Origin of the sequence: Bacillus atrophaeus (assembly GCF_001584335.1) — a bacterium.
In the GTDB taxonomy this organism is placed as follows: Bacteria; Bacillota; Bacilli; order Bacillales; family Bacillaceae; genus Bacillus; species Bacillus atrophaeus.
This window is the reverse complement of the sequence record NZ_LSBB01000018.1, coordinates 515,090-539,103: the sequence shown is the minus strand read 5'-3', so window position 1 is coordinate 539,103 and position 24,014 is coordinate 515,090. Positions and strand designations below refer to the sequence as shown.

The 24,014-nt window shown below is 42.7% G+C and carries 30 protein-coding genes; 9 read left to right on the top strand and 21 right to left on the bottom strand.

The features are described 5' to 3' along the window. Positions 1-44 precede the first annotated feature (44 nt). Complete coding sequence (locus AXI57_RS11640; protein WP_003325710.1) at positions 45-296, bottom strand: DUF2535 family protein; 252 nt, start codon at positions 294-296, stop codon at positions 45-47. Positions 297-385: 89 nt separating this feature from the next. After that, positions 386-1,654, bottom strand: coding sequence for a threonine ammonia-lyase IlvA (ilvA, locus tag AXI57_RS11635; protein ID WP_010788984.1), 1,269 nt, complete (start codon positions 1,652-1,654; stop codon positions 386-388). 180 nt (positions 1,655-1,834) lie between these two features. On the opposite strand from ilvA, the gene AXI57_RS11630 reads away from it, so the two are divergent. After that, positions 1,835-2,845, top strand: a complete 1,011-nt coding sequence (locus tag AXI57_RS11630; protein ID WP_061670141.1) for a sigma 54-interacting transcriptional regulator — start codon at positions 1,835-1,837, stop codon at positions 2,843-2,845. A gap of 16 nt (positions 2,846-2,861) precedes the next feature. Next, on the top strand, positions 2,862-3,500 hold the full coding sequence (gene trhA / locus AXI57_RS11625; protein WP_003325707.1) for a PAQR family membrane homeostasis protein TrhA: 639 nt from the start codon (positions 2,862-2,864) through the stop codon (positions 3,498-3,500). A gap of 43 nt (positions 3,501-3,543) precedes the next feature. On the opposite strand, the gene AXI57_RS11620 is transcribed toward trhA, so the two are convergent. The 11 genes from AXI57_RS11620 to AXI57_RS11570 all read right to left on the bottom strand — a co-directional run bounded on the left by AXI57_RS11620 (position 3,544) and on the right by AXI57_RS11570 (position 12,600). Next, a complete protein-coding gene (locus tag AXI57_RS11620) occupies positions 3,544-4,167 on the bottom strand; it encodes a lysophospholipid acyltransferase family protein (protein ID WP_013390575.1) in 624 nt (207 codons plus the stop codon). Then, positions 4,168-4,674 (bottom strand): dihydrofolate reductase DfrA, encoded by a 507-nt coding sequence (gene dfrA / locus AXI57_RS11615; RefSeq protein WP_061670140.1) that lies wholly within the window; start codon positions 4,672-4,674, stop codon positions 4,168-4,170. Further along, positions 4,671-5,465 carry a thymidylate synthase gene (locus AXI57_RS11610; protein WP_010788988.1) on the bottom strand — a complete coding sequence of 265 codons (795 nt, stop codon included), beginning with the start codon at positions 5,463-5,465 and terminating at the stop codon, positions 4,671-4,673. Before AXI57_RS11610 ends, dfrA begins: the two co-directional genes overlap by 4 nt. A gap of 87 nt (positions 5,466-5,552) precedes the next feature. Then, positions 5,553-6,089, bottom strand: coding sequence for a phosphatidylglycerophosphatase A family protein (locus AXI57_RS11605; protein ID WP_061573037.1), 537 nt, complete (start codon positions 6,087-6,089; stop codon positions 5,553-5,555). Between the two features lie 18 nt (positions 6,090-6,107). After that, positions 6,108-6,722 carry a YpjP family protein gene (locus tag AXI57_RS11600; RefSeq protein ID WP_061670139.1) on the bottom strand — a complete coding sequence of 205 codons (615 nt, stop codon included), beginning with the start codon at positions 6,720-6,722 and terminating at the stop codon, positions 6,108-6,110. A gap of 255 nt (positions 6,723-6,977) precedes the next feature. Continuing rightward, positions 6,978-7,751 carry a class I SAM-dependent methyltransferase gene (locus AXI57_RS11595; RefSeq protein ID WP_061670138.1) on the bottom strand — a complete coding sequence of 258 codons (774 nt, stop codon included), beginning with the start codon at positions 7,749-7,751 and terminating at the stop codon, positions 6,978-6,980. Between the two features lie 41 nt (positions 7,752-7,792). After that, on the bottom strand, positions 7,793-8,227 hold the full coding sequence (locus tag AXI57_RS11590) for a BrxA/BrxB family bacilliredoxin (protein ID WP_003325700.1): 435 nt from the start codon (positions 8,225-8,227) through the stop codon (positions 7,793-7,795). Between the two features lie 85 nt (positions 8,228-8,312). After that, entirely contained in the window at positions 8,313-9,989 is a 1,677-nt protein-coding gene (ilvD, locus tag AXI57_RS11585; RefSeq protein WP_061670137.1) for a dihydroxy-acid dehydratase, read from the bottom strand. A 303-nt stretch (positions 9,990-10,292) separates the two neighbouring features. Beyond that, the gene (locus tag AXI57_RS11580; protein ID WP_061670136.1) at positions 10,293-11,423 is read right to left on the bottom strand and encodes a conserved virulence factor C family protein; all 1,131 of its coding nucleotides are present in this window, start codon (positions 11,421-11,423) and stop codon (positions 10,293-10,295) included. A gap of 59 nt (positions 11,424-11,482) precedes the next feature. After that, entirely contained in the window at positions 11,483-12,106 is a 624-nt protein-coding gene (locus AXI57_RS11575; RefSeq protein ID WP_061670135.1) for an HD domain-containing protein, read from the bottom strand. 11 nt (positions 12,107-12,117) lie between these two features. Beyond that, on the bottom strand, positions 12,118-12,600 hold the full coding sequence (locus AXI57_RS11570) for a glutathione peroxidase (protein WP_003325695.1): 483 nt from the start codon (positions 12,598-12,600) through the stop codon (positions 12,118-12,120). Positions 12,601-12,943: 343 nt separating this feature from the next. Here AXI57_RS11570 and metA point away from each other — a divergent pair, with 343 nt between their 5' ends. From metA to cspD, 3 genes are all read left to right on the top strand, one after another. Beyond that, positions 12,944-13,849, top strand: coding sequence for a homoserine O-acetyltransferase MetA (metA, locus tag AXI57_RS11565; protein WP_003325694.1), 906 nt, complete (start codon positions 12,944-12,946; stop codon positions 13,847-13,849). A gap of 230 nt (positions 13,850-14,079) precedes the next feature. Further along, the gene (locus tag AXI57_RS11560; protein ID WP_061670134.1) at positions 14,080-15,228 is read left to right on the top strand and encodes a diglucosyl diacylglycerol synthase; all 1,149 of its coding nucleotides are present in this window, start codon (positions 14,080-14,082) and stop codon (positions 15,226-15,228) included. 286 nt (positions 15,229-15,514) lie between these two features. After that, complete coding sequence (gene cspD, locus AXI57_RS11555; RefSeq protein ID WP_003153604.1) at positions 15,515-15,715, top strand: cold-shock protein CspD; 201 nt, start codon at positions 15,515-15,517, stop codon at positions 15,713-15,715. A gap of 51 nt (positions 15,716-15,766) precedes the next feature. Here the strand turns inward: cspD and degR are convergent, their stop codons facing one another. After that, on the bottom strand, positions 15,767-15,949 hold the full coding sequence (degR, locus tag AXI57_RS11550) for a transcriptional regulator DegR (protein ID WP_061670133.1): 183 nt from the start codon (positions 15,947-15,949) through the stop codon (positions 15,767-15,769). A 155-nt stretch (positions 15,950-16,104) separates the two neighbouring features. Here degR and AXI57_RS11545 point away from each other — a divergent pair, with 155 nt between their 5' ends. After that, positions 16,105-16,362 carry a DUF2564 family protein gene (locus tag AXI57_RS11545; RefSeq protein ID WP_010788998.1) on the top strand — a complete coding sequence of 86 codons (258 nt, stop codon included), beginning with the start codon at positions 16,105-16,107 and terminating at the stop codon, positions 16,360-16,362. Positions 16,363-16,390: 28 nt separating this feature from the next. Here AXI57_RS11545 and AXI57_RS11540 read toward each other — a convergent pair whose 3' ends face one another. After that, positions 16,391-16,573 (bottom strand): zinc-finger domain-containing protein, encoded by a 183-nt coding sequence (locus AXI57_RS11540; protein WP_003325690.1) that lies wholly within the window; start codon positions 16,571-16,573, stop codon positions 16,391-16,393. A gap of 2 nt (positions 16,574-16,575) precedes the next feature. Then, the gene (locus AXI57_RS11535; protein ID WP_010788999.1) at positions 16,576-17,247 is read right to left on the bottom strand and encodes a ribonuclease H family protein; all 672 of its coding nucleotides are present in this window, start codon (positions 17,245-17,247) and stop codon (positions 16,576-16,578) included. An 89-nt stretch (positions 17,248-17,336) separates the two neighbouring features. Between AXI57_RS11535 and AXI57_RS11530 the strand changes: the two genes are divergently transcribed. From AXI57_RS11530 to sspL, 3 genes are read left to right on the top strand one after another with little or no spacing between them, the layout of a single operon-like run. After that, on the top strand, positions 17,337-18,023 hold the full coding sequence (locus tag AXI57_RS11530; RefSeq protein WP_061670132.1) for a queuosine precursor transporter: 687 nt from the start codon (positions 17,337-17,339) through the stop codon (positions 18,021-18,023). A gap of 2 nt (positions 18,024-18,025) precedes the next feature. Continuing rightward, positions 18,026-18,424, top strand: coding sequence for a reverse transcriptase-like protein (locus AXI57_RS11525; protein ID WP_061670131.1), 399 nt, complete (start codon positions 18,026-18,028; stop codon positions 18,422-18,424). Between the two features lie 41 nt (positions 18,425-18,465). After that, entirely contained in the window at positions 18,466-18,594 is a 129-nt protein-coding gene (gene sspL / locus AXI57_RS11520; RefSeq protein ID WP_061670130.1) for a small, acid-soluble spore protein L, read from the top strand. A 6-nt stretch (positions 18,595-18,600) separates the two neighbouring features. On the opposite strand, the gene AXI57_RS11515 is transcribed toward sspL, so the two are convergent. The 5 genes from AXI57_RS11515 to fbpC form a co-directional block, all read right to left on the bottom strand. Beyond that, positions 18,601-19,491: a 5'-3' exonuclease gene (locus tag AXI57_RS11515; protein WP_061670129.1), complete on the bottom strand. Its 891-nt coding sequence runs from the start codon at positions 19,489-19,491 to the stop codon at positions 18,601-18,603. 98 nt (positions 19,492-19,589) lie between these two features. After that, positions 19,590-19,736, bottom strand: coding sequence for a hypothetical protein (locus AXI57_RS21360; RefSeq protein ID WP_141292140.1), 147 nt, complete (start codon positions 19,734-19,736; stop codon positions 19,590-19,592). A gap of 75 nt (positions 19,737-19,811) precedes the next feature. Continuing rightward, a complete protein-coding gene (locus AXI57_RS11510; RefSeq protein WP_003325682.1) occupies positions 19,812-20,069 on the bottom strand; it encodes a YpbS family protein in 258 nt (85 codons plus the stop codon). A gap of 64 nt (positions 20,070-20,133) precedes the next feature. Next, positions 20,134-23,718 carry a dynamin GTPase gene (gene dynA, locus AXI57_RS11505; protein ID WP_061670128.1) on the bottom strand — a complete coding sequence of 1,195 codons (3,585 nt, stop codon included), beginning with the start codon at positions 23,716-23,718 and terminating at the stop codon, positions 20,134-20,136. 161 nt (positions 23,719-23,879) lie between these two features. After that, the gene (gene fbpC, locus AXI57_RS20885; RefSeq protein ID WP_100198805.1) at positions 23,880-23,969 is read right to left on the bottom strand and encodes a Fur-regulated basic protein FbpC; all 90 of its coding nucleotides are present in this window, start codon (positions 23,967-23,969) and stop codon (positions 23,880-23,882) included. Between the last annotated feature and the right edge of the window lie 45 nt (positions 23,970-24,014).

The following is a 24,014-nucleotide window of genomic DNA, read 5'->3' as shown; positions in this document are numbered from 1 at the left end:
TCCGCGTCATCATAAGGGTGTGTGCTTAGGAATAGAATCCGTTTTTACGCATTATGTTTTAATGACTCTTGGTGAAAAATAGCCTGATAATCCTTCCATTTCATACGGCGTTTCATATACTGTCGGAAAGAATACACTTGTGCCCTGCTGTCTGATGAAAACACTTCCTTCAAATAGAGCTGAAGGTTTTGATTCATCATAAAAAAATGGTTCTCATCTTCCTTCAATACAGGTATTTCTGTCACTTTTACCTGAATCCCGTCCCGGCGTTTGAACTCTAGGCTTTTGAGTAACAAGCTATCAATCCTCTTTTTGATTGTTTTCTTTTATTATATAAAAACGGAGGAATAGTTGTCTGTCATTTTATGCGGTTTTTTCAGAAAAATTAGATCAGCAAATGGAACAAGTCCTGGTCCTTGTTCACTTCCAAGTAATGGAATGGTTTTTTATCCATTCGCGCAATAAGCGGTTCATAGTCCTCTTTGTACTGAAGCTCGATGCCGACAAGAGCCGGTCCGTTGCTTTTATTGTTCTTTTTCGTATACTCAAAACGAGTAATGTCGTCATTAGGTCCCAGCACTTCATCTAGGAATTCACGAAGCGCGCCCGCTCTCTGCGGAAAATTGACGATAAAATAATGCTGAAGCCCTTCATAAATCATAGACCGCTCCTTCATTTCCTGCATTCTGCCAATATCGTTGTTTCCTCCGCTGATGAGGCACACTACATTTTTTCCTTTTATTTCTTCTTTGTATAAATCCAAAGCGGCAACGGAAAGTGCCCCCGCCGGTTCTGCGACAATGGCGCATTGATTGTACAATTCCAGGATTGATGTACACACTTTTCCTTCAGGAACGAGCAGAATATCATCCACTACCGATTCAAGCGTTTTAAACGTTTGATCGCCAATTTTTTTCACAGCGGCCCCGTCAACGAATTTGTCAATTTTATCAAGCGTTACGACATGCCCTGCTTTATTTGATTCAAAATAAGATGCGGCGCCCTTCGGCTCGACTGCAATCACTTTTGTTTCAGGAGAAATGTTTTTCATGTATGTTCCGACCCCGGAAAGCAGGCCGCCTCCTCCGACACTCGCAAATAGAAAATGCGGCTCTACTTCAATATCATTTAAGATTTCGACAGCTGCTGTTCCTTGTCCGGCCATGACATCCGGATCATCAAATGGATGAATAAATGCGCGGTTTTCTTTATCACAGCACTCGACGGCGCTGTGATAAGCGTCATCAAATGTATCTCCAGTCAGGATAATATCAATAAATCCCTTTCCGAACAGTTCAACCTGAGAGACTTTTTGCCTCGGCGTGGTTGACGGCATAAAAATCTTACCGTGAATTCCCAGATGTTTGCACGAAAATGCAACACCTTGGGCGTGGTTTCCGGCGCTTGCGCACACGACTCCGTTTTCAGTCTGCTCTTTAGGGAGCTGCTTCATCTTATTATAAGCTCCACGTAGCTTGAATGACCTGACCACCTGAAGGTCTTCTCTTTTTACGTAAATATTGCACTCGTATCTCTCAGAAAGTCTGTCATTCCTTTGTAAAGGAGTATGAATGACAATATCCTTTACATTTTGGTGGGCCTTTAAAATATCTTTAACTTGGATGAGAGAGTTTTCTTTAAGCAACGGTTTCATGCACAGATTCCTTTCTTATTTTAAATCCTTATTTAATATGCCATTATAGCATGAATATTCGAATAATAAGAGAATTTTTTATATTTACTAAATAAAAATTGAAAGATTGAACAGGAAACTTGTTTTCTCATGAATTGGGGTGTTATACTTTAACCAATTAGAACCAAAAGGAGCCAATAAATGAAAACTGCCGCTCACAACCTCTCTTTTCAAAATTTGATAGGAGAACATAAGGCTTTTCTCGAAGCTAAACGGATCGCCATGCAGTTCGCCTCGTCTGATCTTCCTGTACTGATCACAGGAAAAGTCGGAACGGGAAAAGAACATTTCGCTGCGGCAATTCACCATAAATCGGCCAGAAAGAACGAACCATTTATCAGCATTAATTGCAGTACACAATCAGAAGAACAGCTTGAATACGAGCTGTTCGGTTCAGCCGGCGCTATTCAAAAAGCAGCGCGCGGGACTGTATTTCTCGATGAGATATGGAGCCTGCCCCGCGGGATACAGGACCAGCTGCTGAGAGCTGTCGATTCACAGCCTGCAGCAGACGGACATGCACGCTTCATCTGTGCAACCAGTATTCCGCTGACAGACATTATTGAGAAAAAACAGTTCAGGCAAGATTTATTCTACAGGCTGAATATACTGAGTTTATCACTGCCCGCGCTATCTGAACGAAAAAGCGATATTCCTCTGCTTATCCAGTATTTTCTTAGTCACACTGGGCATCATTTGCATATCGACCCATCTGTTTATCCATTACTTGAGCAGCATCCATTCGAAGGAAATGTCAGAGAATTAAAAAATACGGCGGATTATATGGCTGCCGTCTCGAGCGGAAGCACCATCCATCCGCATGATGTCCCGCCGGATGTACAAAACGGACTTTTAGCAAAATCCTCAAAGAAAAAATCAAAATTGCTGACACTGATGGAAAAAGAAGAATTTATCTTTATTTTAGAATCGGTCAAAGCATTAAATGAAAAAGGCGAACCTGCTAGCAGAAGGATATTATCCGAACTGAGCAAAGACACAAACACAGCCTTGACGCCCCAGCAGGTAAGAAACCGCCTCGATTATCTGGAAAAAAAGGATTATGTATCAAAAAGCCGCGGCCGGGCGGGTACGAAGATTACAATGGAAGGCTTAGATTTTTTACATTCATTGCAAAAGCAAATGATTCAATAGAAGAGAGGAGTATTTCATGTTCACAATAAAAGAAGAAATTGCAAATGCCGTCACACACGGTTTAGGTGTTCTCTTATCAATCCCAGCCATTGTGTATTTAGTGATCTTTTCGGCAAATTACGGCACGGTATGGGATATTGTCAGTTTTTCCGTCTTTGGAGTCTCTATGCTGCTGTTGTATTTGAGCTCCACCCTGCTCCACAGCATTCAGCACAAAAAAACGAAAGATATTTTGGAGATTATTGATCATTCCGCCATTTATGTACTGATTGCCGGAACTTACACGCCGTTTCTGCTCGGTCCGTTAAAAGGCACACTCGGATTCACGATGCTGATTATTGTGTGGTCTTTAGCACTCGGCGGGATTGTATTTAAAATTTTCTTTGTTAAACGATTTATTATTGTATCAACACTTGTTTATTTGTTGATGGGCTGGCTGATGATTATCGCCGTTAAACCGTTGTACGCTTCATTAACAGGTGCCGGTTTCGGCCTTCTCTTACTCGGCGGCATATTATATTCCCTTGGAACGATATTTTATATTTGGAGAAAAATACCTTTCCACCATGCAATTTGGCACAGCTTTGTATTAGGCGGCAGCGCGGCCATGTTTTTCTGCGTATTGTTCTACTGTGTAAAGGTTCCGTTTCTCTGATTGCCAAAAAAGCACAGTCTCTTTTTCAAGAGACTGTGCTTTTTTATGCACGAAGCTGCTTTTGTTCCGCGGGATAATAGACCCGGTTAAATGACATTTCAATTTCCGATGTTTTTAATCGCTTAAACAGCGTCCCTCGAAGCAAATGATCAGTGCCTTCTGTCTCCACCATAACAATCGGCAAGTTCAGCCGGGCGGCGATCTCCTCGGGATCAGCACTTCCCTTTCTCGACAGAAGCATGCTCTGTCCTTTTTGCAAATTCTCCGTGATGTATTCATGCATTACTTCCGGATTTCCTTCTTCCCTTATCACATTCATTCGCTCCAGCCATTTCCCCATAAACGGAATCCGAAAAGCCTTTGGGCTTGCGATAAAACACACGGGACCCGGCACATGTCCTGCGAGTAAAACTAGGTCAGCCGTTCGCAAGTGAGAATGGACATATAAAACAGGACCGTTCGGAATGGGTTCAGTCTGATTGATTGTAATGACAGAACCCGACACATCAATACAGCCTCTCATAAACGCTTTTGGCTGTTCATAGACCAGTTTCATTTGCTTTTCGTACGAAAGGCGAGGGTCTATCATCGTTAGATTAAACAATTGTTTAATATTCTTTACGAGCATATACACAATGTAAATCACAAGACAGCAAAAGCGAATCAATTAAAGTCCTCCCGCTTCAGATGAATTCTTTTTTTCGTATACTAGGAACTCATAATTGTACGGGTTTTTTTCATCTTTGGTTCCCTGTTCTTCAGAAATGAGCTTCCATTCGTCTTCATTAAACTCAGGGAAATAACGGTCCCCGTCAAAAGTATGGTGAATTTTTGTCATATACAGCCTGTCAGCATAAGGGAACAAAGCCTGATAAAGCTGTGCGCCCCCAATAACAAAGCACTCCTCTGCATCAGAGGCGGTTGTCAGAACATCTTCAATTGTTCTGACAACTGTACAGCCCGGAAATTCAGCTTTATCTGCTGATGTCACCACGATGTTTTTCCGATTCGGGAGCGGGCGGCCAATGGACTCGAAAGTTTTCCGGCCCATCACAATGGCATGGCCTGTCGTCACCTTTTTAAAATAAGCGAGATCGTTCGGAAGCCGCCACGGCAAATCATTGTTTTTTCCAATCAGCCTGTTTTCATCCATCGCGAATATAAAAGAAATCATACACTTACAGCCCCTTTAATATGCGGATGAGGGTCATAGTCCTCTACAATAAAATCATCAAATGTAAAGTCGAAAATAGAATCAACTTCTCTTGCAAAACGAAGCTTCGGCAATGGACGCACATCTCTTGTCAGCTGCATGTTCACCTGCTCTGTATGATTTTGATAGATATGGACATCACCAAAAGTATGAATAAATTCACCAGGCTCCAGCCCTGTTACATGAGCAATCATCATGGTTAACAGTGCATAGGACGCAATATTAAACGGCACGCCTAGAAATACATCGGCCGAACGCTGGTACAGCTGGCAGGACAGTTTGCCGTCTGCCACGTAAAATTGAAACAGGCAATGACACGGCGGCAGAGCCATTTTGTCAATTTCTCCGACGTTCCAAGCGCTGACAATCAAACGCCTTGAGTTCGGGTTTGTTTTAATATCATGAACCAGACGTGTGATCTGGTCAATCGTTTCCCCGTCAGCCCCGCGCCATGAGCGCCATTGCGAGCCGTACACCGGTCCGAGCTCTCCATTCTCGTCCGCCCACTCATTCCAGATGCGCACCCCGTTATCCTGAAGATATTTTACGTTCGTTTCGCCCTTTAAAAACCAAAGCAATTCATGAGCGATGGATTTAAAGTGAAGTTTTTTTGTCGTAAGCATCGGGAAGCCTTCTTGGAGATTAAAGCGCATTTGATAGCCGAATGTGCTGATTGTTCCAGTTCCGGTACGGTCTCCCTTTATTTCACCATTCTCTAACACGTGACGACATAAGTCTTTGTATTGTTTCATTTTTTTCATCCTTTAAAAAGTAGTCTTGTAGTAGTGTAACACAATAAAAAATCATTTCTGCACAATTTCTCAGAAATGATTTTTTTATTAATGAACGACGGGTTTTTCTCCCTGTTCTTCTTTTTCTTCATCTTGAAGATCTTGATGAGTATGAGCGATGCGGCTGGCCGCGGCGGCCGCCAGTGCTGCAACAATGTCATCAAGGAACGTATGAATGCCGTCCGGACTTTCATCAAGTTCCTTAATAATGCCGATCTTTTCTTTATCCAAATAGCCAAAATTCGTTAATCCGATCGAACCGTATACATTAACAATGGAAAGAGGGATGATTTCATCTATTCCGTATAACGGTTCATCCGTTTCAACGAGATGCTGAAGCGGTTCAGGCAAAAGCTTCTGCTCTGCAAGCTGATCAAGCGCCAGCCCTGTCAGCACCGCATGGATAATTTCCCGTTTGTTCAGAACTTTTTCTACATTTTCCACACATACGCTGAGCGGCAGATTCGGATTGTACTTCTCTTGCAGCCTCTGTACAATGCTCGCAATATCCTCAATCATCACGCCCCTTTTATTCAGCATATCTTTTGTAATGTCTACCATTTCGTTCATTGTATATTTTTTCATTTGGAATGGCATCTCCTTTTAAGCGCTCATCCAGTTGGGAGGCGTATTGCGGTCCCAATAGATGCTCCCAAGCTCATGATGCGATTGAAATCCGTCTTCTGCTGTATGATAGTGAAAATTAAACCAATACCCTTCATGCGGCGGATGGTCCCGGCGCACATGGAATCTGAGAAGATCTTTTCCGGTTGTCCGATTGTAAACATGGAAGATTTTTTCCGTTTTTCCCGCTGAAGGCTTATCGGAAATCACAACGTCCTGATAAGCTTCATTGTCTTGCAATGTCGCTAAATAAGAAGTTATGACGCTTTCGATTTTCGGCAAGACCTCTTTCCGGTAGTCATCTTCAATCACCGGCGCAATCTTACTTCCAAATTTCAAGAAAGATTGATCCTCCGCGCGGTCAAGAAGCTGGTCCTTGTATGACTGGAAAAGCAATTCAGGTTCCAGCCTGCCTTCCCGTCCGTGTTCTTCGTACAGATCATGCTCATCATAAAAAACGGTGTAATCATTCTGCTCAAGGCTGCTCGGCTGTCCGGAAGGCTTGTCTGTCATCAGAGCAGCCGGAGGAGACACGAGCCCGAACGTCACAATGGTAAATAAAACCACAAGGGTCTTTCTCATCCACAATTGCATGACTGCTTATTCCTCTCTATTTTATTGTAATGTTTCTCTTATTCTAGCATATAATGAAGGCTCAGTCATGTATGATACGTAAATATAATATAGGAGAATTGTTACTTTGCTTTCTTCAATAAAACGCTTACAATAGTGGGGAAAGAGAGGGGGAAAACATATGATTAACGCTTTGTTCGCCGCTGCTTCACTGATTACGCTGCTTTACTTTATCATCATGGAAGTAACTGATTAAAACAAGCTCATGACGATTCTTCATGAGCTTGTTTTGATGACGCCAAAGTGGAAAAGCGCCGTTTTTCTTTTAAACACATTGAAACCGTATTGTTCAAACCGAGGGCTTTTCCAATGATCCTTCAGCACGACGCTTTTTCTGGCGGCGCGGACTGCATGCTTTATACAGTCTTCTGCCGGAAACAGCTCTTCTGCTAAGTTCCGCAAAGGAGCAATGCCGTCTGATGCCTCAACAGGCTCGTGAAACATCGGGTCGAAATAAATGACATCAACGGAATCGTCGGGAAGCTGCTTCAAGTAGTCGAAACAATCAGCATGCTTGACTTCAATTCTCTTCATTGCAGCTTGAAGCGGTTCCACGCCTGTTTCCCATGTATGGAGGCCTTTTTTTACAAGAACCGATATGAGTTTATGTTTCTCAAGTCCGATAACCGTGCCTGTTTCACCTACGGCCAAGCTTGCCATAATGGAATCAGATGCTAGACCGAGTGTACAGTCTAAAAAGGAATCGCCAGCCGACAATTCCGCCGCTCTCAGCATGGGCTCTTGTTCGCCGCGCAAAAACCTTTTCGCTCTGAACATTGCTGTATTCGGATGAAAGAAGAATTTTCCGCCATTCTTTGTATAAAGTTCGAATCGTTCTTTACCGATAACCAGCAAATCATTTTCCGATGTTTCCAGTATTTTTTCAACTGGCTGTTTATTTCGGTCACAATAAACGGTGTGCAGCTCTTTGGAAAGCGTTTTGGCTAATTGTACGGTTTGATCAGAAGGTCTATAACTGGTTGTGATCATTATCTTTCTCCTAAAAAGAAAATGCCCGAAATACGGGCATTTTAGCAGTGTTTGTCAAAGGCATCCGTTAAGTTCTTCATAATCTCTTCCATCTCATGCCCCTCAATTTCATGACGCGGGATGAAATGAACGACTTCTTTCCCTTTCAATAGAGCCATGGAGGGCGAGGATGGTTCCTGGCCGGTAAAATACTCACGCATTTTTGCAGTTGCTTCTTTATCTTGGCCTGCAAATACGGTAACAGTCTGATCCGGCGCCTTATCATGCTGTAACACGGCCTGTGTTGCTGCCGGACGCGCAAGGCCCGCTGCACAGCCGCAAACAGAATTGACGACCACTAGTGATGTGCCCTCCGCTTCTTCCATGAAACCTTCTACTTCTTCGGCCGTCGTTAATTCTTTAAAACCGGCTCCAGTCAGCTCGCGGCGCATTGGCACAACGAGCTGGCGCATATATTCTTCATAAGCCATTGACATAAAAAAAGCCCCCTCTATATTCCTTTATCTGATGTAAAGGATACTATAGAGAGGAGCGGATTTCAAATATGCAAATTTCTGCCGGCTAGATTTTCATGATACCTCCGGTGTTGGCGCTTGTCACAAGTTTCGAGTAACGGGCCAAATAACCTGTTTTTACTTTCGGTTCAAACCCCTTCCAATTCGTTTTCCGTTTTTCCCATTCTTCTTCAGGGACCTGCACATCTAAGATCCGCTTTTCAATGTCAACAATGACATGATCGCCATTTTCAACAAACGCAAGCGGTCCGCCTTCAGCAGCTTCCGGGGAAACGTGGCCGATTGAAAGTCCGCGTGAAGCCCCTGAAAAGCGCCCGTCCGTAATTAAAGCCACTTTAGGCCCCAGCCCCATTCCGACGATTTGTGAAGTCGGCGCAAGCATTTCCGGCATTCCCGGCCCGCCTTTAGGTCCTTCATAACGAATGATGACAACATCGCCCGCTTTGACTTTACGGTTGATGATTCCCTCAAGCGCAGCATCCTGTGAGTCGAATACAACAGCAGGGCCTTCATGTCTTGTGATTCCGTCCTGCACGCCGCCCGTTTTAATAATGGCGCCGTCTGGTGCCAGGTTTCCAAATAAAACGGCAAGTCCGCCCTTTTCAGTGAAAGGCTGATCAAGAGGATGAATGACATCGTAATCTTTTATTTCATGTCCGGCAATGGTTTCACCCAGTGTTTTTCCCGTAACAGTCAGCGCGTCCAAATGAAGCGCCCCTTCTTTTTTAGAAAGCTCGTTCAATGCAGCTGATACACCGCCCGCTTCATGCAAATCTTCAATATACACATCAGAAGCCGGTGCAAGTTTACTTAGGTGAGGCACTCTCTCAGCCACTTCATTAATGCGTTCCAAAGAATACTCAACTCCCGCTTCGTTTGCGAGGGCAAGCGTATGAAGCACTGTATTGGTTGAACCGCCAAGCGCCATGTCCAATGCAAACGCATTGTCAATCGCTTTTTCAGTTACAATGTCACGCGGTTTGATATCCTTGCGAATGGTTTCCATTAATTGCGCGGCTGATTTCTTGACAAACTCTTTACGCGCAGGTGATGTCGCCAAAATGGTTCCGTTCCCCGGCAAAGCCAAACCAAGCGCCTCTGATAAGCAGTTCATTGAATTTGCTGTAAACATTCCGGAACAAGATCCGCACGTCGGACAGCCGAACTGTTCTAATTCCCGAAGTTCGCTTTCACCGATTTTCCCGGACTGATATGCCCCGACACCTTCAAATACAGAAGAGAGAGAAATTTTGCGGCCGTCGCTTGTTCTTCCCGCCGCCATCGGACCTCCGCTGACAAAAATAGTCGGAATGTTGACCCGCATAGCGGCCATTAGCATTCCCGGTGTGATTTTGTCACAGTTCGGGATACAGACCATTCCGTCAAACCAGTGAGCCGAGACTACCGTCTCCACAGAGTCCGCAATGATTTCACGGCTCGGAAGCGAATATCTCATGCCGATATGCCCCATAGCAATACCGTCATCTACACCGATCGTATTAAATTCGAAAGGAACGCCCCCCGCCTCTCTAATTGCTTCTTTTACGATTTTTCCAAATTCCTGCAAGTGAACATGACCGGGAACGATATCAATATATGAATTACAAACCGCGATAAACGGTTTGCCGAAATCCTCTTCCTTTACTCCCGCCGCTCTAAGCAAACTGCGGTGTGGTGCTCTGTCGATTCCTTGTGTGATCATGTTACTGCGTAATTCTGCCATGGTGATCCCCCTAAATACTTTCAATTATTTGATTGGATTTTATTTTAACAATTTTCAGTTTATTTGCGGGCTGTTTTTGCAAATTTGTCGAAGAAACACATTCAGGCCGCCCCCCGCCTGGTTCGTTAGACGTATTTTTTTTATATTTATATAGCTTTTTTCTCGATGCAAACCCTCCAACTGTTTATATTGTTACTTACTATATATATTTTCGAAACATTTTTCAACAATATTCGCAATAATTTTTATAAAAAGTCAATTCAATAAAAAAAGGTGCCAATTCAGCACCTTTTTCATTTATATCTATTGATCTTTTTTTCTGCTCTCTGTCATTTGCTTCCATACAGAGCCCTTTGCCTCTTCTCCGTGTTCAATACGTTCAAGCGCCATTTTCACTTGCAGGCTCACCTCAAATTCCGGATCATCTTCAGCCGCTTTTAATGCTTCAACAGCACTTTCGTCACCGACTTCATATAGAAACATCGCAGCGCGCCAGCGGACAATCTTGCTTGAATCGCTTAATGATTTAATCATTGCCGGAATCGCCTTCGGATCGCCAATATCTGAGAGACAATCACCAGCTGTTCTTCTGACCGTAACCGTCTTATCCTCAAGCCCTTTATATAGAAGCGGAAGTACATCAGATGACTCAATCATGCCTAAGTAAACAACGGCCTGTCTTCTGATAGACGTTTTCGGATCATCAAGCGCCTTCGCTAAAACCGATATGTCCTCTTCTTTCGGGTCCATCTGTTCAAGATGGGCGTAGCGCTGCTTCCAGTCTTCATCATCAAGCATCTCAAGTGTAACTCGGTATGACTTACGCTGAACGGCCTGCTTTTCTTCGCCCTTTCCTTCGGCCGCTGCTTCTGTTAATCGCTGCAGCCGCTCATCACTGTATGCCGCCTGCAGCTCTTCTGTCACATCATGCCCGATTTCTGTAAAGTCGCCAAACCTGACGCCTTGTTCTTTCCAGGTCCGCTCAAATACGACATTTGAAGCTTCGGACCGGAGTTTTAATATCGCCTGCTGAAACCGCTCGGGCAAGCCGAAGCGTTCTTCCCGTTCTCCATCCGATAATTTCACTTGCATCGGGATTCCGCTGAACATTTGGACGAATACCTTTACTTCTCCGAAGGATTCTTGGTCAGAGCGGCTCTCTGTGCTTTCTGTATTCTCCATACCGAATGCAGAACGAACTTGCGGCAGAATGTCCTTCCAGTCATATCTCGCATTCCGTTCCACGGCAAGAAAGTCAGCAACGTGGTACACGCCTTTTACACCTTCAATTTTTAAAATTTCCGCCACAACAGGCGGTGCGCCTTCTGTCTGATCCGGTTTATAATTATTGCTTTTACCGGCTGGAAGCTCTTCTGTTAAAATCACTTTCATTGTATTCGGACTTGGCGTCGGTTCAATTGATTTTATTTTCATGTTTGTCCTCCTATGAAATATCTGTGACCTATTCTATCACAGTCATTCCAAGCCTTCTATTACGATGTTTCACAGTCAAGCCCTGAAGTCTCTCTTTGAAATTGTCTGATAAATCGAAGCAAAAATTCGTGCCGTTCATCTGCGAGTTTTATGCCTGTTTCTGTATTCATCATGTCTTTGAGCAGCAGCAATTTATCGGAGAAGTGTGCATAATCGCTGTATTCAGTCCCATATAGACTGTTCCCTTTTGCACCAGCAAATATAAAAGTTCTGGCAATTCCGACAGCGCCGATCGCATCCAGTCTGTCAGCATCCTGGACTGCTTTCCCTTCTATTAAAAGGGGCTTTTCGGCAAGCCTTTCTCTGTCCCGAAAAGACATTGTTGTAATGATGTCGGCGATTTGCCTGATCTGTTCGTGTGAGACCCCGAAGGACGCCAACTGTTCCTTTACCTCTTGAATCTCCAATCTGTGTTCCAGAGCGATTTTCGCATCAATTAAATCATGGACCAACGCTGCTGCTTCTATAATAAAAAGATCGGCGTTTTCTGTCTTCCCTATATACAGAGCAAGCTCGGCAACCCTTGTTACGTGCTGCCAATCATGGCCTGTACTCTCATTCGTTAACGCTTCTTTCACCCATTGTCTGATGTGCTCAAGCTGAATACTCTTTTGTTCTTTCACCAGAACACCCCTTACTCAGCTAACAGCTTTAAAATTGTATCTTCAATCTCTTTCGGGTTGGTATTGGGAGAATAACGGCCGACGATATTTCCTTTTTTATCCACGACAAACTTCGTAAAATTCCATTTTATCGCCTTCGTCCCCAGCATTCCCTTTGCTTGTTCGGTCAGATAAGTAAAAAGCGGGTGGGCTTTCGCTCCATTCACATCTATTTTCGCAAACATCGGGAAGGTAACACCGTAATTTTTTTTACAAAATTCTTGTATACTCGTTTCATCCCCGGGTTCCTGATTCATAAATTGATTACAAGGAAATCCTAAAATCTCCAGACCCTCCTGCTGATATGTATCGTACAGCTCCTGAAGCTGTTTCAACTGAGGAGTAAAACCGCATTTACTGGCCGTATTGACAATGATCATGACCTTGCCGGCAAATGGCTGAAGCGTCGTTTCTTCTCCGGTAATCGTGCGGACTTCAATATCATAAATTGACATTCACTTGCCCTCCTTCATTCCTGCTGTGTTTATTTTACCCTTTTCGCTATGCAAAACAAACGGTAAACATTCGTATATAACTGCTGCTTCAAACATTGCATTCCTTTGTCTTAACCAATACGATATGATAAATGCTAATGTAAGAGGAACCAACGTCCTCTTCTTCCGTCTTCTATAAAGTAAGCCCGGCATGCGTTGTGCAAAAAGCGGGAGTGTTCTATCAAAGCCTTAGAAATGTTGTAATTCGTGCCTTTTTTTAAGCCAAACCCTTTGGATGGATTGAAAAATCGCTTGAAAGTTCCTATAATGAAGAAAATTAACGGGGAATGACGGAGGTGGCATGTTGCCTATTAATATACCTATTCATCTGCCGGCAAAGCAGGTGCTAGAAAGTGAACATATATTTGTAATGGATGAAAGCAGGGCTTTTCACCAGGATATCAGGCCGCAGAGAATCGTGATTTTAAACCTGATGCCTAAAAAAATCCAAACAGAAACCCAGCTTCTGAGACTGCTTGGCAATTCGCCTTTACAAGTGCACTTTACTTTTTTGATACCCAGCACACATACACCAAAAAATACGGCAAGGCAGCATTTAGACGAATTTTATACAACTTTCTCCAGCATCCGTGATAAAAAGTTTGACGGTATGATTGTTACCGGAGCGCCGATCGAGCATTTGGCGTTTGAGGATGTCTCATACTGGGAAGAACTCAAAGAGATTTTGGAGTGGAGCAAATCGAATGTGACGTCTACCCTCCATATTTGCTGGGGAGCACAAGCGGGATTGTATTATCATTACGGCATTGAAAAAGTTAATCTTCCAAAAAAAACCTTTGGCGTCTTTGAACACACCGTGCTCGAAAAAAACGAGAGATTGGTAAGAGGTTTTGACGAGCTATACTATGTGCCGCATTCCCGGCATACAGATATAAATATGGAACAGCTTGAAGCCTCAGATGAATTACGCATACTGAGCACGTCTAAGGAAGCGGGAGTTTGTCTGATTGCTTCCAAAGATGAAAAACAAGTCTTTTTAACAGGGCACCCGGAATATGATACAAATACGCTTCTTCAAGAATATGAAAGAGATGTTTCAAGAAATCTTTCGTCTGTAGAAGCCCCGAAACATTATTTCAGAGAAGACAGCAAAGAACCTGTTAACCGCTGGAAAGCTCATGCAACGCTATTGTTTATGAATTGGCTCAATTATTATGTATATCAAGAAACTCCTTATGAATGGGAATAATTTTTTGCCTTTTAGTGATACTGTGAGCAAAAAATATGATAAAATACATCTGATTCGGTATTTGAATAACAAAAAATTTAAATATTGGAATCTAAATCTTTTAAATTTAGTTTAAATTTTTCGAGGCATTTATAAATCAATAATGTATTTGTGTTATGTTTATGTATAGACAATAACTCCTTACGATGCATGAAGCTTGCTTGTTGTTGATTACATTGAGGTGAATTTACTTGAATACCAATAAAAAAATATTAATTTTGACTGCAAATTATGGAAATGGTCATGTGCAGGTCGCCAAAACGCTCTATGAGCAATGTATACGGCTCGGCTTTCAACATGTAACAGTTTCTAATTTGTACCAAGAGTCAAATCCGATTGTTTCCGAGGTCACCCAATACCTCTATCTAAAAAGCTTCTCAATCGGAAAACAGTTTTATCGTTTGTTTTATTACGGAGTTGACAAAATCTATAATAAACGCAAATTCAATATTTATTTTAAAATGGGTAATAAACGTTTGGGCGAGCTTGTAGATGAACATGAGCCTGATATCATTATCAATACATTTCCAATGATCGTTGTACCGGAATACAGACGGAGAACAGGCAGAGTGATACCGACATTTAACGTCATGACTGATTTCTGTCTTCATAAAATTTGGGTTCATGAAAATGTGGATAAATATTATGTGGCAACTGATTACGTCAAGGAAAAGCTTATCGAAATCGGAACACATCCAAATAATGTAAAAATTACAGGCATTCCGATCAGACCGCAATTTGAAGAATCTATGCCCACGGAGCCCATTTATACAAAATACAATATTTCTCCTGATAAAAAAGTGCTTCTTATTATGGCGGGCGCACACGGCGTATTAAAAAACGTAAAAGAGCTATGTGAAAACCTCGTCATGGATGAGAACGTGCAAGTCATTGTAGTATGCGGGAAAAACACGGCATTAAAAGAATCTTTAAGCGCTCTTGCAGCGGCGAACGGTGATAAACTGAAGGTTCTCGGCTATGTCGAGCGGATCGACGAGCTGTTTCGGGTTACAGATTGCATGATCACAAAACCGGGCGGCATCACGTTAACTGAAGCGACAGCTATCGGAGTGCCTGTCATTCTGTACAAACCGGTGCCTGGGCAGGAAAAAGAAAATGCAATTTTCTTTGAAGAGCGCGGAGCGGCAATCGTGGTTAACCGCCATGAGGAAATTCTTGAATCTGTGTCGTCCCTCCTTTCAGATGAAGCGGCTCTGAACCGGATGAAACAAAATATTAAAAGCCTTCATTTATCTCATTCATCTGAAGTCATTTTGCAGGATATCATTGAAGAATCTGAAATGATGAACAGCCAAACTAAAACAAGGGCCCTCTCTTAAGCCCGTAAGTATTGATAAGCAGGTGCACACGGATTTTTTGTGTGCCCTTTTTTATGATCTGTTCCGGCGTGATATGACTACTTTTTGTAAAGCGGTTACAAGTCAGATTTATAACCGATTGCTTCTTGAAAATTAATGTGCTGAAATAAACGGTGACAGCTTGACGCACGCTGCCAAATGGTGTATAGTTGAACCATCATTTAACAACAGTCCTTGACTGACGTTGGGTGATGACAAAATTTTTTTTAGCACGAAGGTGCTACAGTACTAGGAGGAATTAAGCAATATGCAAAACGGTAAAGTAAAATGGTTCAACAACGAAAAAGGTTTCGGCTTCATTGAAGTTGAAGGCGGAGACGATGTATTTGTTCACTTCACTGCTATCGAAGGAGAAGGATACAAATCATTAGAAGAAGGACAAGAAGTTTCTTTTGAAATTGTCGAAGGTAATCGTGGACCTCAAGCTTCTAATGTTGTAAAACTCTAAACTCAATACTTGATGACATGATGACAAATAGAGGAGAGGCGAAAGCCTCTCCTATTTGATTTTCATTTGAATTTCTATTGCTAAAATGTTTTGTTTACACCTTTGTTCAATCTCTTCAATGTGCTTTTCCAATGACGGCCTTCCTTTTTTCGCAACTTCTGCTAGTTCTTCCAAATCATTGTATATTTCTATAAATGTTTTATGAAGGATGGTTTTTAAGTCTTTATCGTCCACTGCTGTTTTCCCCTTCTTTACAAGATACCCTAAATAGTAAATACGACCTATTCATTTAGGTTCAATAGTTATATCGGCTTATTTTATGTTTTATTTTCTATTTTTCCACATAAATTTTCAAAAACTCTGCAAAATATTCGCGGAGGTGTTTTTTAGTGGAATCAAACTTTCATGAAGAAGGATTTACTGATAAACGGCAATTAGAATTAGCGGTGGAAACAGCGCAGAAAACGACAGGTATGGCGACACGAGACCAAAGCACAACCTTACTTGAGTCCGCTTATCAATCAATTGCGGATGCCAGAGAGCTGTCACAATCTGAAGAATTAGCCGCTCTTGACAGTGACTTTTTACACAAACAGCATCAGCTGTTAGACCAATGCCAGCATCAGTTGGATGAATTCAAAAAATAAAAACCGCATATTCTGCGGTTTTTATTTTTTATCGGTTTGTTAACACCTCTCCATATGCTTTAAGCCTCTCCCCTACCGTACATTTATTAATGCAGAAGGAATGAGCATATGTTTTTCCGTATTCCTTCCGAAAATGCTGCTTGATAAAACAATCCTTGCAATATTCATCTTGTAATTCAGTCAGTTCCTTAAAAATGCTTTTCTTATCCAATTTCAGTCATCTCCGTTATGATCTAATTTCATATGGCTTTCAACGAATTGATGTGACAGGATTTTTTTGGCGAGATCATCAGCTTCTTGATTTTCTTTTCGATTAATGGTTTCGTATGTCGGGCTGAGCTTCAAGGATTCAAGCAGCGCTTCTATTTTATCCAGCCATTGATTATGGGACGGATCATAGCAGGGCCAGCTGCCATCAAGCTGATTCAAGACGACGAGGGAATCTCCTTTGATCGTAATTGAATTTCTGCTTGCCCCGAGTTCTCTCACTTCCCTGAGAGCTTCATACAGCGCGGCATATTCCGCTTCGTTATTTGTTTTCAGCCGGAAGCTTTTATTTTTCCGGAGTCGGCGGCGATGACCCGCCAATGTATAATAGACGACGATTCCAAGCCCGGCAAGCTCGCTGTCTTTATCAAAACTGCCGTCAAAATACACAGTAATCTCATCAGGCTCTTGTGAAAGCTCTTCCGTCAGCTTTTCCAGCTCCTTCAGCGTCCAGTTGCTCCCCTTCTCATCCTCAAACCCAAATTCTTTTATAAAAGGAGAACGGCCGAGCTCCCGCCCAAGCATCCGCGCTTCTTGGACGCTGATCCAATTCTCTGCCAGAAACGAGACACCTCCCGTTCCCTTAGCTTCTATTTTCATATGCGGTCTAAGATTCATTTAAGATCACCTTACCATTCATTAGTTGCCGGGCATGTGCTATAATCAAACCGTTCTTAATCTACCCCAGAAAGGAAGCTTGCACCGTTTTGTTTAATAACTCATTATGGATCTTTTTTGCGATCATTCATTTTATCATTGTTCTTTTATTTTATAAAGGATTTGGCAAAATGGGCCTGTTTGTATGGATTGGCTTCGCCACTGTGTGCGCTAACCTGCAAGTGGTCAAAACCGTTGAGCTGTTTGGCCTTACGGCGACGCTCGGGAATATTATGTACGGCACGATCTTTTTCGCGACAGATGTGCTGAATGAAAAATACGGCCCGGCTGAAGCCAGAAAAGCGGTATGGCTCGGTTTTTCTACACTGCTGACATTAACATGCCTCATGCAAGGTGTTCTGCTCTATGAACCAGCCGCATCCGATATCTCACAAACAGCGCTGGAGACGATTTTTGGTTTCCTGCCAAGAGTCGCCCTCGGAAGTCTGCTTGCCTTTATTTTCAGCCAAATGCTAGATGTTTATGTATATTCGGCAATCAGAAGGATATTTCCTTCAGACCGTCTTCTTTGGCTGAGAAACAGCGGCAGTACCGCGATCAGCCAGCTGTTAGATACATTTATATTTACCGGAGTGGCTTTTTTGGGCGTCTATCCGGCAGGTGTTTGGTTCAGTATTTTTATTTCAACGTATTTGATTAAGTTTGCGGTCTCGCTGATTTCTCTCCCCTATGCCTATGCAGCAAAAAAAATGACACCAAATGGCGAAAGGGGTTAATTATGCCAGCAGAAATATATATTGACGGAGCCAGCGCCGGTAATCCCGGGCTGTCCGGCATCGGAATTTTTATAAAATATGAAGGCACAACGGAATCCTTTTCCATCCCAATTGGCACATATACGAATCAAGAAGCAGAATTTCTTGCATTGATTGAGGGAATGAAAATATGTGCTGAGCGCGGGTATCAGTCTGTTTCCTTCCGAACTGATTCGGATATTGTGGAGCGGGCGGCCGATCTCGAGTTTGTGAAAAATAAATCATTTCAGCCTTTTGTTGATGAAATCATCCAATTAAAATCGGCATTTCCCTTGTTTTTTATCAAATGGATTCCAGGCAGGCAAAATCAAAAAGCTGATCACCTGGCAAAAGAGGCGATCCGGCTGAATCAAAAGAATTAAATCCTTACAAATTGTTTATCCTAAAGACGAGGTGAACAATAATGAATAAAAAAGACAAGGGCCGGCTTACCGGCGGCGTTTCCCCGCAAGGCGGTTTAGAAGGAAATACTCATAACGACCCTAAATCCGAGCTTGAGGAAAAAGCAAAAAAAAGCAATACAAAACGCTAGAGAAGATCATGAACTGATCTCTCTAGCGTTCAGCTTTTCAAGCATACGCTCAATGCCTTTAATTTGATGCCGGCGAAGCATCATGCCGGCTTGTTCCAATTGAAGAGTAAAAACCGCATCTGTCAGAGCGCAAGTTAACGGAACGGCACAATTAATTTCGGCAAGCTGTCTTGAAATGCCGAGCTCCTTTAATCCTGCCTGTATTTTCCCCTGCTGGCCTTTTGGCAAAAGAGCGATATTTTCCAGTAAACGCTCAATCGTTTCGTATTCGCCTATAAGCTTGTAGGCTGTTTTTTCACCGATCCCTTTCACACCAGGGTAATTATCGCTTGAATCACCCATCAGCGCTTTTACATCAATTAAAGCTGTAGGAAGGACCCCGGTTTCTTCATAAAATAAATCTTTTGTATATATTTTATAATTACCGATGCCTTTTTGCAGCAAAGCCACGTTAATTCCGTCAGATAAAAGCTGGAGTAAGTCTTTATCTCCTGTCACAATCGTGATTTCCGCTTCTTCAGTAAATAAGGCTGCCAGTGTCCCGATGCAATCGTCTGCTTCATATCCTTTAAGGCCTATATTCAAAATGCCGAGTTCTGCGGCGGCTTCCTTTGCCAGATCAAATTGAGGCACAAGCTCAATCGGCGGCTGGCTGCGGTTGGCTTTATAGTCTTGAAACAAGTCGTTTCGATACGTTTTGCTCCCCATATCCCAGCAGCATACGACATGGGTCGGCTGAAATCTTTCCATCGCCGTAATTAGGTGTTTTAAAAACCCATTGACGCCGTTTGTCGGCACCCCGCTGTCATTTATCATAAAATTGCGATGCACGGCTGTTGCGAAAAACGAACGGAACAAAAGAGCCATACCATCGACAAGCAATAATTTTTTCTTCATTCAAATTAACTCCTTTTACACTCAGTCTTCCTATTTTACCATAAGTATTAAAAAAAAAGAAAACAGCATCTCTTTAAAAGAGATGCTGCTGCATATGTTTAGTCGTTATGCTTTTTGTTGCTGGCAATCAGCTTTTCAGCTTCACGCCCGGCATAGGAATCAAATTGTGTCTGAAAGCCATTTTTCTTTTTCACATTATTATTTTGCTGAGCGTTTCTGTTTCCCAGTTTTGTTCTGCCCATCATAAATTCCCCCTTATACCGGTATACGTTTAGTATGCGCTTATAGAACGCCGTACACCCGAGGGAGGATCATCCATCTTATTTTCTGTTCGCATATTCTTCAACCATTTCTTTAGTGACAAGCCGCCTAGTGGGCACGATGCCCTGTTTGGCAAGCTGATTCATTTCAGCGGTGATTTCATTAATCGTATCCGTAGTAAAAGGCTCACCGTTTTGACATTTGGCGACTGTTTCTTCGATCGCCTGTTCCCGCTTTTGTTCAAGCTGTAAAAAATGTTTAATATGCTGATGCTGTTTGTTTGAGTGTGCTGTGATTGCTTCGTGGACGTTTGACATCAATAGTTCATCTCGCTTTTTTTATTTAGTCTATCATGACTTCACATACGAACCAACTTATATTTTATATTTTCATCTCTTCGTCTGACTTCTGCCAGGTAATACATGCTTGATACGCGCTTTCCACTTCACTGGCGGCCTCGCCTTCTTTAAGCCCTTGAAGGTACGTCTCTTTCTGGTCCTGAATTTGAGAAAGAGCTTTTTCCGCGCTTTCATTTTGCAGACTTTCGACATGCCCGGCATATCGCGCTATAAGGCTTTCCTCTTCTTTTTTAATCCAATTTTCCGTTACTTTCAAAAGCTTCAGCCGCAAAGCTTCCACAAAGGCCGCTTTTCCATTTTGCTCAAAAAATTGTTTCGGCGATTTGACTTCTTTTTGCTCTTGAGCAAATTCACTTTCGTTAAGCTCCGGTTCCACTTCTTTCAGCTGTAAACTTCTTGAGTGATTTCCGTTCATGTATATGGAAAAATAACCGTCTTCACTCAGTTTTCTCTGGCAGGTTTCCATCCATTCTTCCGTCATATGCTGTTCGATGAAACCGGTCATCCGAATATCCAGCGTTTTAATTTCCTGAATAAACTCAAATTGATATTCCTTTAATGCATCTTGCAGCGCTTTTTTCAAGTTCGCCTTCCAATCACCTTGCTGAAGCCCCGGATAAAACGCCGTTTTAAACAAATCATTTGCGTAAAATGATAAACGCTGCTTAATATGATAAAGCTGTTCTTGTGTATCTTTTTTCACTTTGTCAATAATTACATCTGAATGCCGGCGTTGTTTTATATCAGCAGCAGCCGATTCAAACGACTCATTCAGACGCTCTTTTTCGGCTTCCTTTTCCTCATTCGACCGGTGAAGGGATTCATGGAGCTGATAAACTGTTTCACATAGTTTATCGGCTTCTGCTGCTAGCTGGCCGGCAGATTCCTTCATCAGATCTACCTCAATAAAGCGGTCAAGACTGGCCCTTACATCCGGAAAACGGTTATAAAAAGTTTCCCGTTTGCCCTGCAATTCGTCTTTGCTGGACACAGAATAAAGCTGGGGCTGCTGAATTCCCTCTTTTGCAAGTTCTGAACCAACGTAATCTGTCACAGTTTCAAGCTCGCGTTCATTTTCCGCTAAATCTGCCGCATTGATCACGAAGAACATCTTATCCATGCTGAGTGATTCTTTCACCAGCCCAAGTTTGCGTAAAAACGATTTGTCTCCTTTTGAGAAAGAATGCTGATAATACGTCATATAAAAGAAAGCATCTGCATCTTTTATATATTGAAACGCAAGCTCGGTATGCCGTTTATTTAAGCTGCTTGCCCCCGGTGTGTCTACAATCGTGATGCCCTTCTCAGTAAGCGGAGAGGTGTAGTAGACCGTCACAGCTTTTACGATGCAGGCTGTTGTTTCTTCCGCCACATAAGGCTTCAATTCATCCAGCGGAATGGTCAATACAATTTGCTCCCGAATATGCTGTTCATAGTTTCGGTAAGCATTCAGAAAGTTTCCGATTGTCCGGATTTGATCCTCCTGCAAGCGCCCTTTTTTCATCATCGTTTGTAATTTCTCAGAAAGTGATTTTCCCTTCTGCTCTGAAATATTGATTCCGGTCAGTTGAACAAGTTCGGCAATGATATCATCCTCTGTTTTAAACACCACATCCGCCGTCTTATGTTTTTTGCCGTTTATCGGTTTTGTGACTTTATTAATCGTTGCGGTTGTCGGCGTCGGCGATGATGGAAGCACTCGTTCACCTACAAGCGCATTGGCAAACGAAGATTTTCCCGAGCTGAAGCCGCCAAAAAGAGCAAGAGTAAATTGTCTCTCTTCAAGCCTTTTGATTCTGCCCCGGAAGGCTTCTGTTTGTTTGGACAGCATACTGAATCCGCCCAGCAAATCAGACAGCTGATAAAAGCGCTGTATTTGATCCTGCATCTGGAAATCTCTGTCTCCGCTTTTTACAGGCTGAGCCCGGCGTGCGGCGTCCGGTCTTTCCTTCTGTTTCCTTAGAGGCGCAGAGACTGTCTTTTTCATCCCTTTAAACCAGTCCGGCTTTTGCGGAATGTCATTCGTCAGTTCTTCGTTCCATAAAGCCCAAATATAATCAGCTTGCGCGCGGTTTTTTTGTTTGGTATCAGCTTTTTTTTGAAGAAGCTCAAGTTTTTCTGTTTCTCTCTGCAGATGCGCTTGGATTTCTTTTTGTTGTCCGGCACTGCCGTCTCTGATAAAGGAGGCGATCTTCTCGGCAATTTCCGCCGCTTTTGCTTTGGCTTCTCTGCGAATCAAATCCGCCAGGTCTTTCGTATATGTAAGAACATATTCCGGAGAAAGCTTGGCCCCCGGTTTGACGGCCCGCTCTATCATGTCAATATGCAACGGAGTGCGGTAAGCTTGAATACGTTTTAAACAATCATTTGATTCTATTCGAAAGGCTTTTGCCTGCTTGTTGAGGGTATCAATAATGTGCCAATCCGCCTCAGCCTCTGTTCTCTTTTTCACGTCGGCGAAAAAGTCAGCCCTTCTCCTCTCCTTCTCTTGCGCTGTTTTTGCTTTAGAAAATAGAAATCCGGTTTTAAACCCGGGTTCTTTCGATTCTAAACATGCTGCTGCAAGTTCCCTCATTTCAAATGGTGTTAAGTTCGCGTTGTTGAGAATTCGGTTAACCTCTTCCTTTATCACATGTTCAGCCTGAATCGGTTTTTGGGCGGTTTCCTCCAGTTCAGACTTTAGTGAATTCACCAGCTCTGTTTGTGTCTTCAGCTGTTCCGTGAAGTCCGGGCCGTCCTTTACATCCTGCTGTGTGAGCATTTCTGTATGATCCCGCAGAAGATTTGTGATTTTTTGCTCTGTTAATAAGAGCATCTGTTCTTTCGACTGCTGTTCAAGCTCCTTTAATGTCCTCCGCAAACTGCCGATTTCGTTTAATGGATGCTCAGGTTCTGTGACTGAGGTGAAAAAAAGCGCGTCTTTGGAGATGCCTTCATTGGCGAGCATGTCTTCCACCTGTGCTTGATAGTCCTTAAAAGGTGTTTCCGCTTCATCATGGCGGTCAATTTGGTTCACGATAAAATAAATATTCGGGATGGAATCTTTTATCGATCTGAGGAAAAAAACATTTTCCTCTGAATGGACATGGTTATAGTGAACGACGTAAAAAAGCGCATCAGCTTGGTGAAGGATTGAGGCGGCTGATAAAAAATGCGCTTCATCGGTTGAATCTATTCCCGGCGTGTCTATGTAGGCAACGTGCGGATCTACCCCTTTGTAATCATCAAAGATCTCAACCGTTTCTATTTGTTCGCCGTCTTTGCAGAATTGCTGCACCGCTTCTTTGTCGTAGGCTCCTTCCAGCTCAGCGCAGGCTCCTTCTGTAGTATGTAAAACCACCCGCTGGCCTCCTTTTCTGATCACTACGACATTCGCGCTTGTCGGAATCGGGCTTGTCGGCAATATGTTCTCTAATAAAAGGCTGTTTATAAGAGAAGACTTCCCCGCCGAGTAATGCCCGGTAAACGCGATATAAACATCTTCATCGACTGCTTTTTTCATAATCGCTGCCAGTTTATCCGCTCTTTGTTTATCATGACTCTTAATCAATTGTTCGTAGAGCGCCCCTGTTTTGTCTAGAAGGACTTGTGCATTTCGTTCTGTCATGTGTCTGTGCCCCTTTGTGTCGGATCAATTGCGGATCTTTTTAGAAAGATCTGAAAAAACTTCTCTCACCATTTTACACAAGAACAGAAAAAATTTCTTCATATGATAAGAAATTAAGAAAAAAAGCCGCCGTATCGGCAGCTTTATGTCAGATTTTATAATTAAACAGATTTATTAGAAATTCCTTTTAAAACAAAGCCGATTAATGCGCTGTATGTACAAACCGACGCGAGCAAAAACAACATGGTCATTTGCCTCACCATCCTATTGAGAATCTTTTTCAACTTCATTTTATC

Coding starts and splice junctions, on each gene's coding strand:
- ilvA (WP_010788984.1), bottom strand. CDS start 1,654: ATGAAACCGTTGCTTAAAGAAAACTCTCTCATCCAAGTTAAAGATATT.
- AXI57_RS11630 (WP_061670141.1), top strand. CDS start 1,835: ATGAAAACTGCCGCTCACAACCTCTCTTTTCAAAATTTGATAGGAGAA.
- trhA (WP_003325707.1), top strand. CDS start 2,862: ATGTTCACAATAAAAGAAGAAATTGCAAATGCCGTCACACACGGTTTA.
- dfrA (WP_061670140.1), bottom strand. CDS start 4,674: ATGATTTCTTTTATATTCGCGATGGATGAAAACAGGCTGATTGGAAAA.
- AXI57_RS11610 (WP_010788988.1), bottom strand. CDS start 5,465: ATGAAACAATACAAAGACTTATGTCGTCACGTGTTAGAGAATGGTGAA.
- AXI57_RS11605 (WP_061573037.1), bottom strand. CDS start 6,089: ATGAAAAAATATACAATGAACGAAATGGTAGACATTACAAAAGATATG.
- AXI57_RS11600 (WP_061670139.1), bottom strand. CDS start 6,722: ATGCAATTGTGGATGAGAAAGACCCTTGTGGTTTTATTTACCATTGTG.
- AXI57_RS11595 (WP_061670138.1), bottom strand. CDS start 7,751: ATGATCACAACCAGTTATAGACCTTCTGATCAAACCGTACAATTAGCC.
- AXI57_RS11590 (WP_003325700.1), bottom strand. CDS start 8,227: ATGTCAATGGCTTATGAAGAATATATGCGCCAGCTCGTTGTGCCAATG.
- ilvD (WP_061670137.1), bottom strand. CDS start 9,989: ATGGCAGAATTACGCAGTAACATGATCACACAAGGAATCGACAGAGCA.
- AXI57_RS11580 (WP_061670136.1), bottom strand. CDS start 11,423: ATGAAAATAAAATCAATTGAACCGACGCCAAGTCCGAATACAATGAAA.
- AXI57_RS11570 (WP_003325695.1), bottom strand. CDS start 12,600: ATGTCAATTTATGATATTGAAGTCCGCACGATTACCGGAGAAGAAACG.
- cspD (WP_003153604.1), top strand. CDS start 15,515: ATGCAAAACGGTAAAGTAAAATGGTTCAACAACGAAAAAGGTTTCGGC.
- AXI57_RS11535 (WP_010788999.1), bottom strand. CDS start 17,247: ATGAATCTTAGACCGCATATGAAAATAGAAGCTAAGGGAACGGGAGGT.
- AXI57_RS11525 (WP_061670131.1), top strand. CDS start 18,026: ATGCCAGCAGAAATATATATTGACGGAGCCAGCGCCGGTAATCCCGGG.
- sspL (WP_061670130.1), top strand. CDS start 18,466: ATGAATAAAAAAGACAAGGGCCGGCTTACCGGCGGCGTTTCCCCGCAA.
- AXI57_RS11515 (WP_061670129.1), bottom strand. CDS start 19,491: ATGAAGAAAAAATTATTGCTTGTCGATGGTATGGCTCTTTTGTTCCGT.
- AXI57_RS21360 (WP_141292140.1), bottom strand. CDS start 19,736: ATGATGGGCAGAACAAAACTGGGAAACAGAAACGCTCAGCAAAATAAT.
- AXI57_RS11510 (WP_003325682.1), bottom strand. CDS start 20,069: ATGTCAAACGTCCACGAAGCAATCACAGCACACTCAAACAAACAGCAT.
- dynA (WP_061670128.1), bottom strand. CDS start 23,718: ATGACAGAACGAAATGCACAAGTCCTTCTAGACAAAACAGGGGCGCTC.
- fbpC (WP_100198805.1), bottom strand. CDS start 23,969: ATGACCATGTTGTTTTTGCTCGCGTCGGTTTGTACATACAGCGCATTA.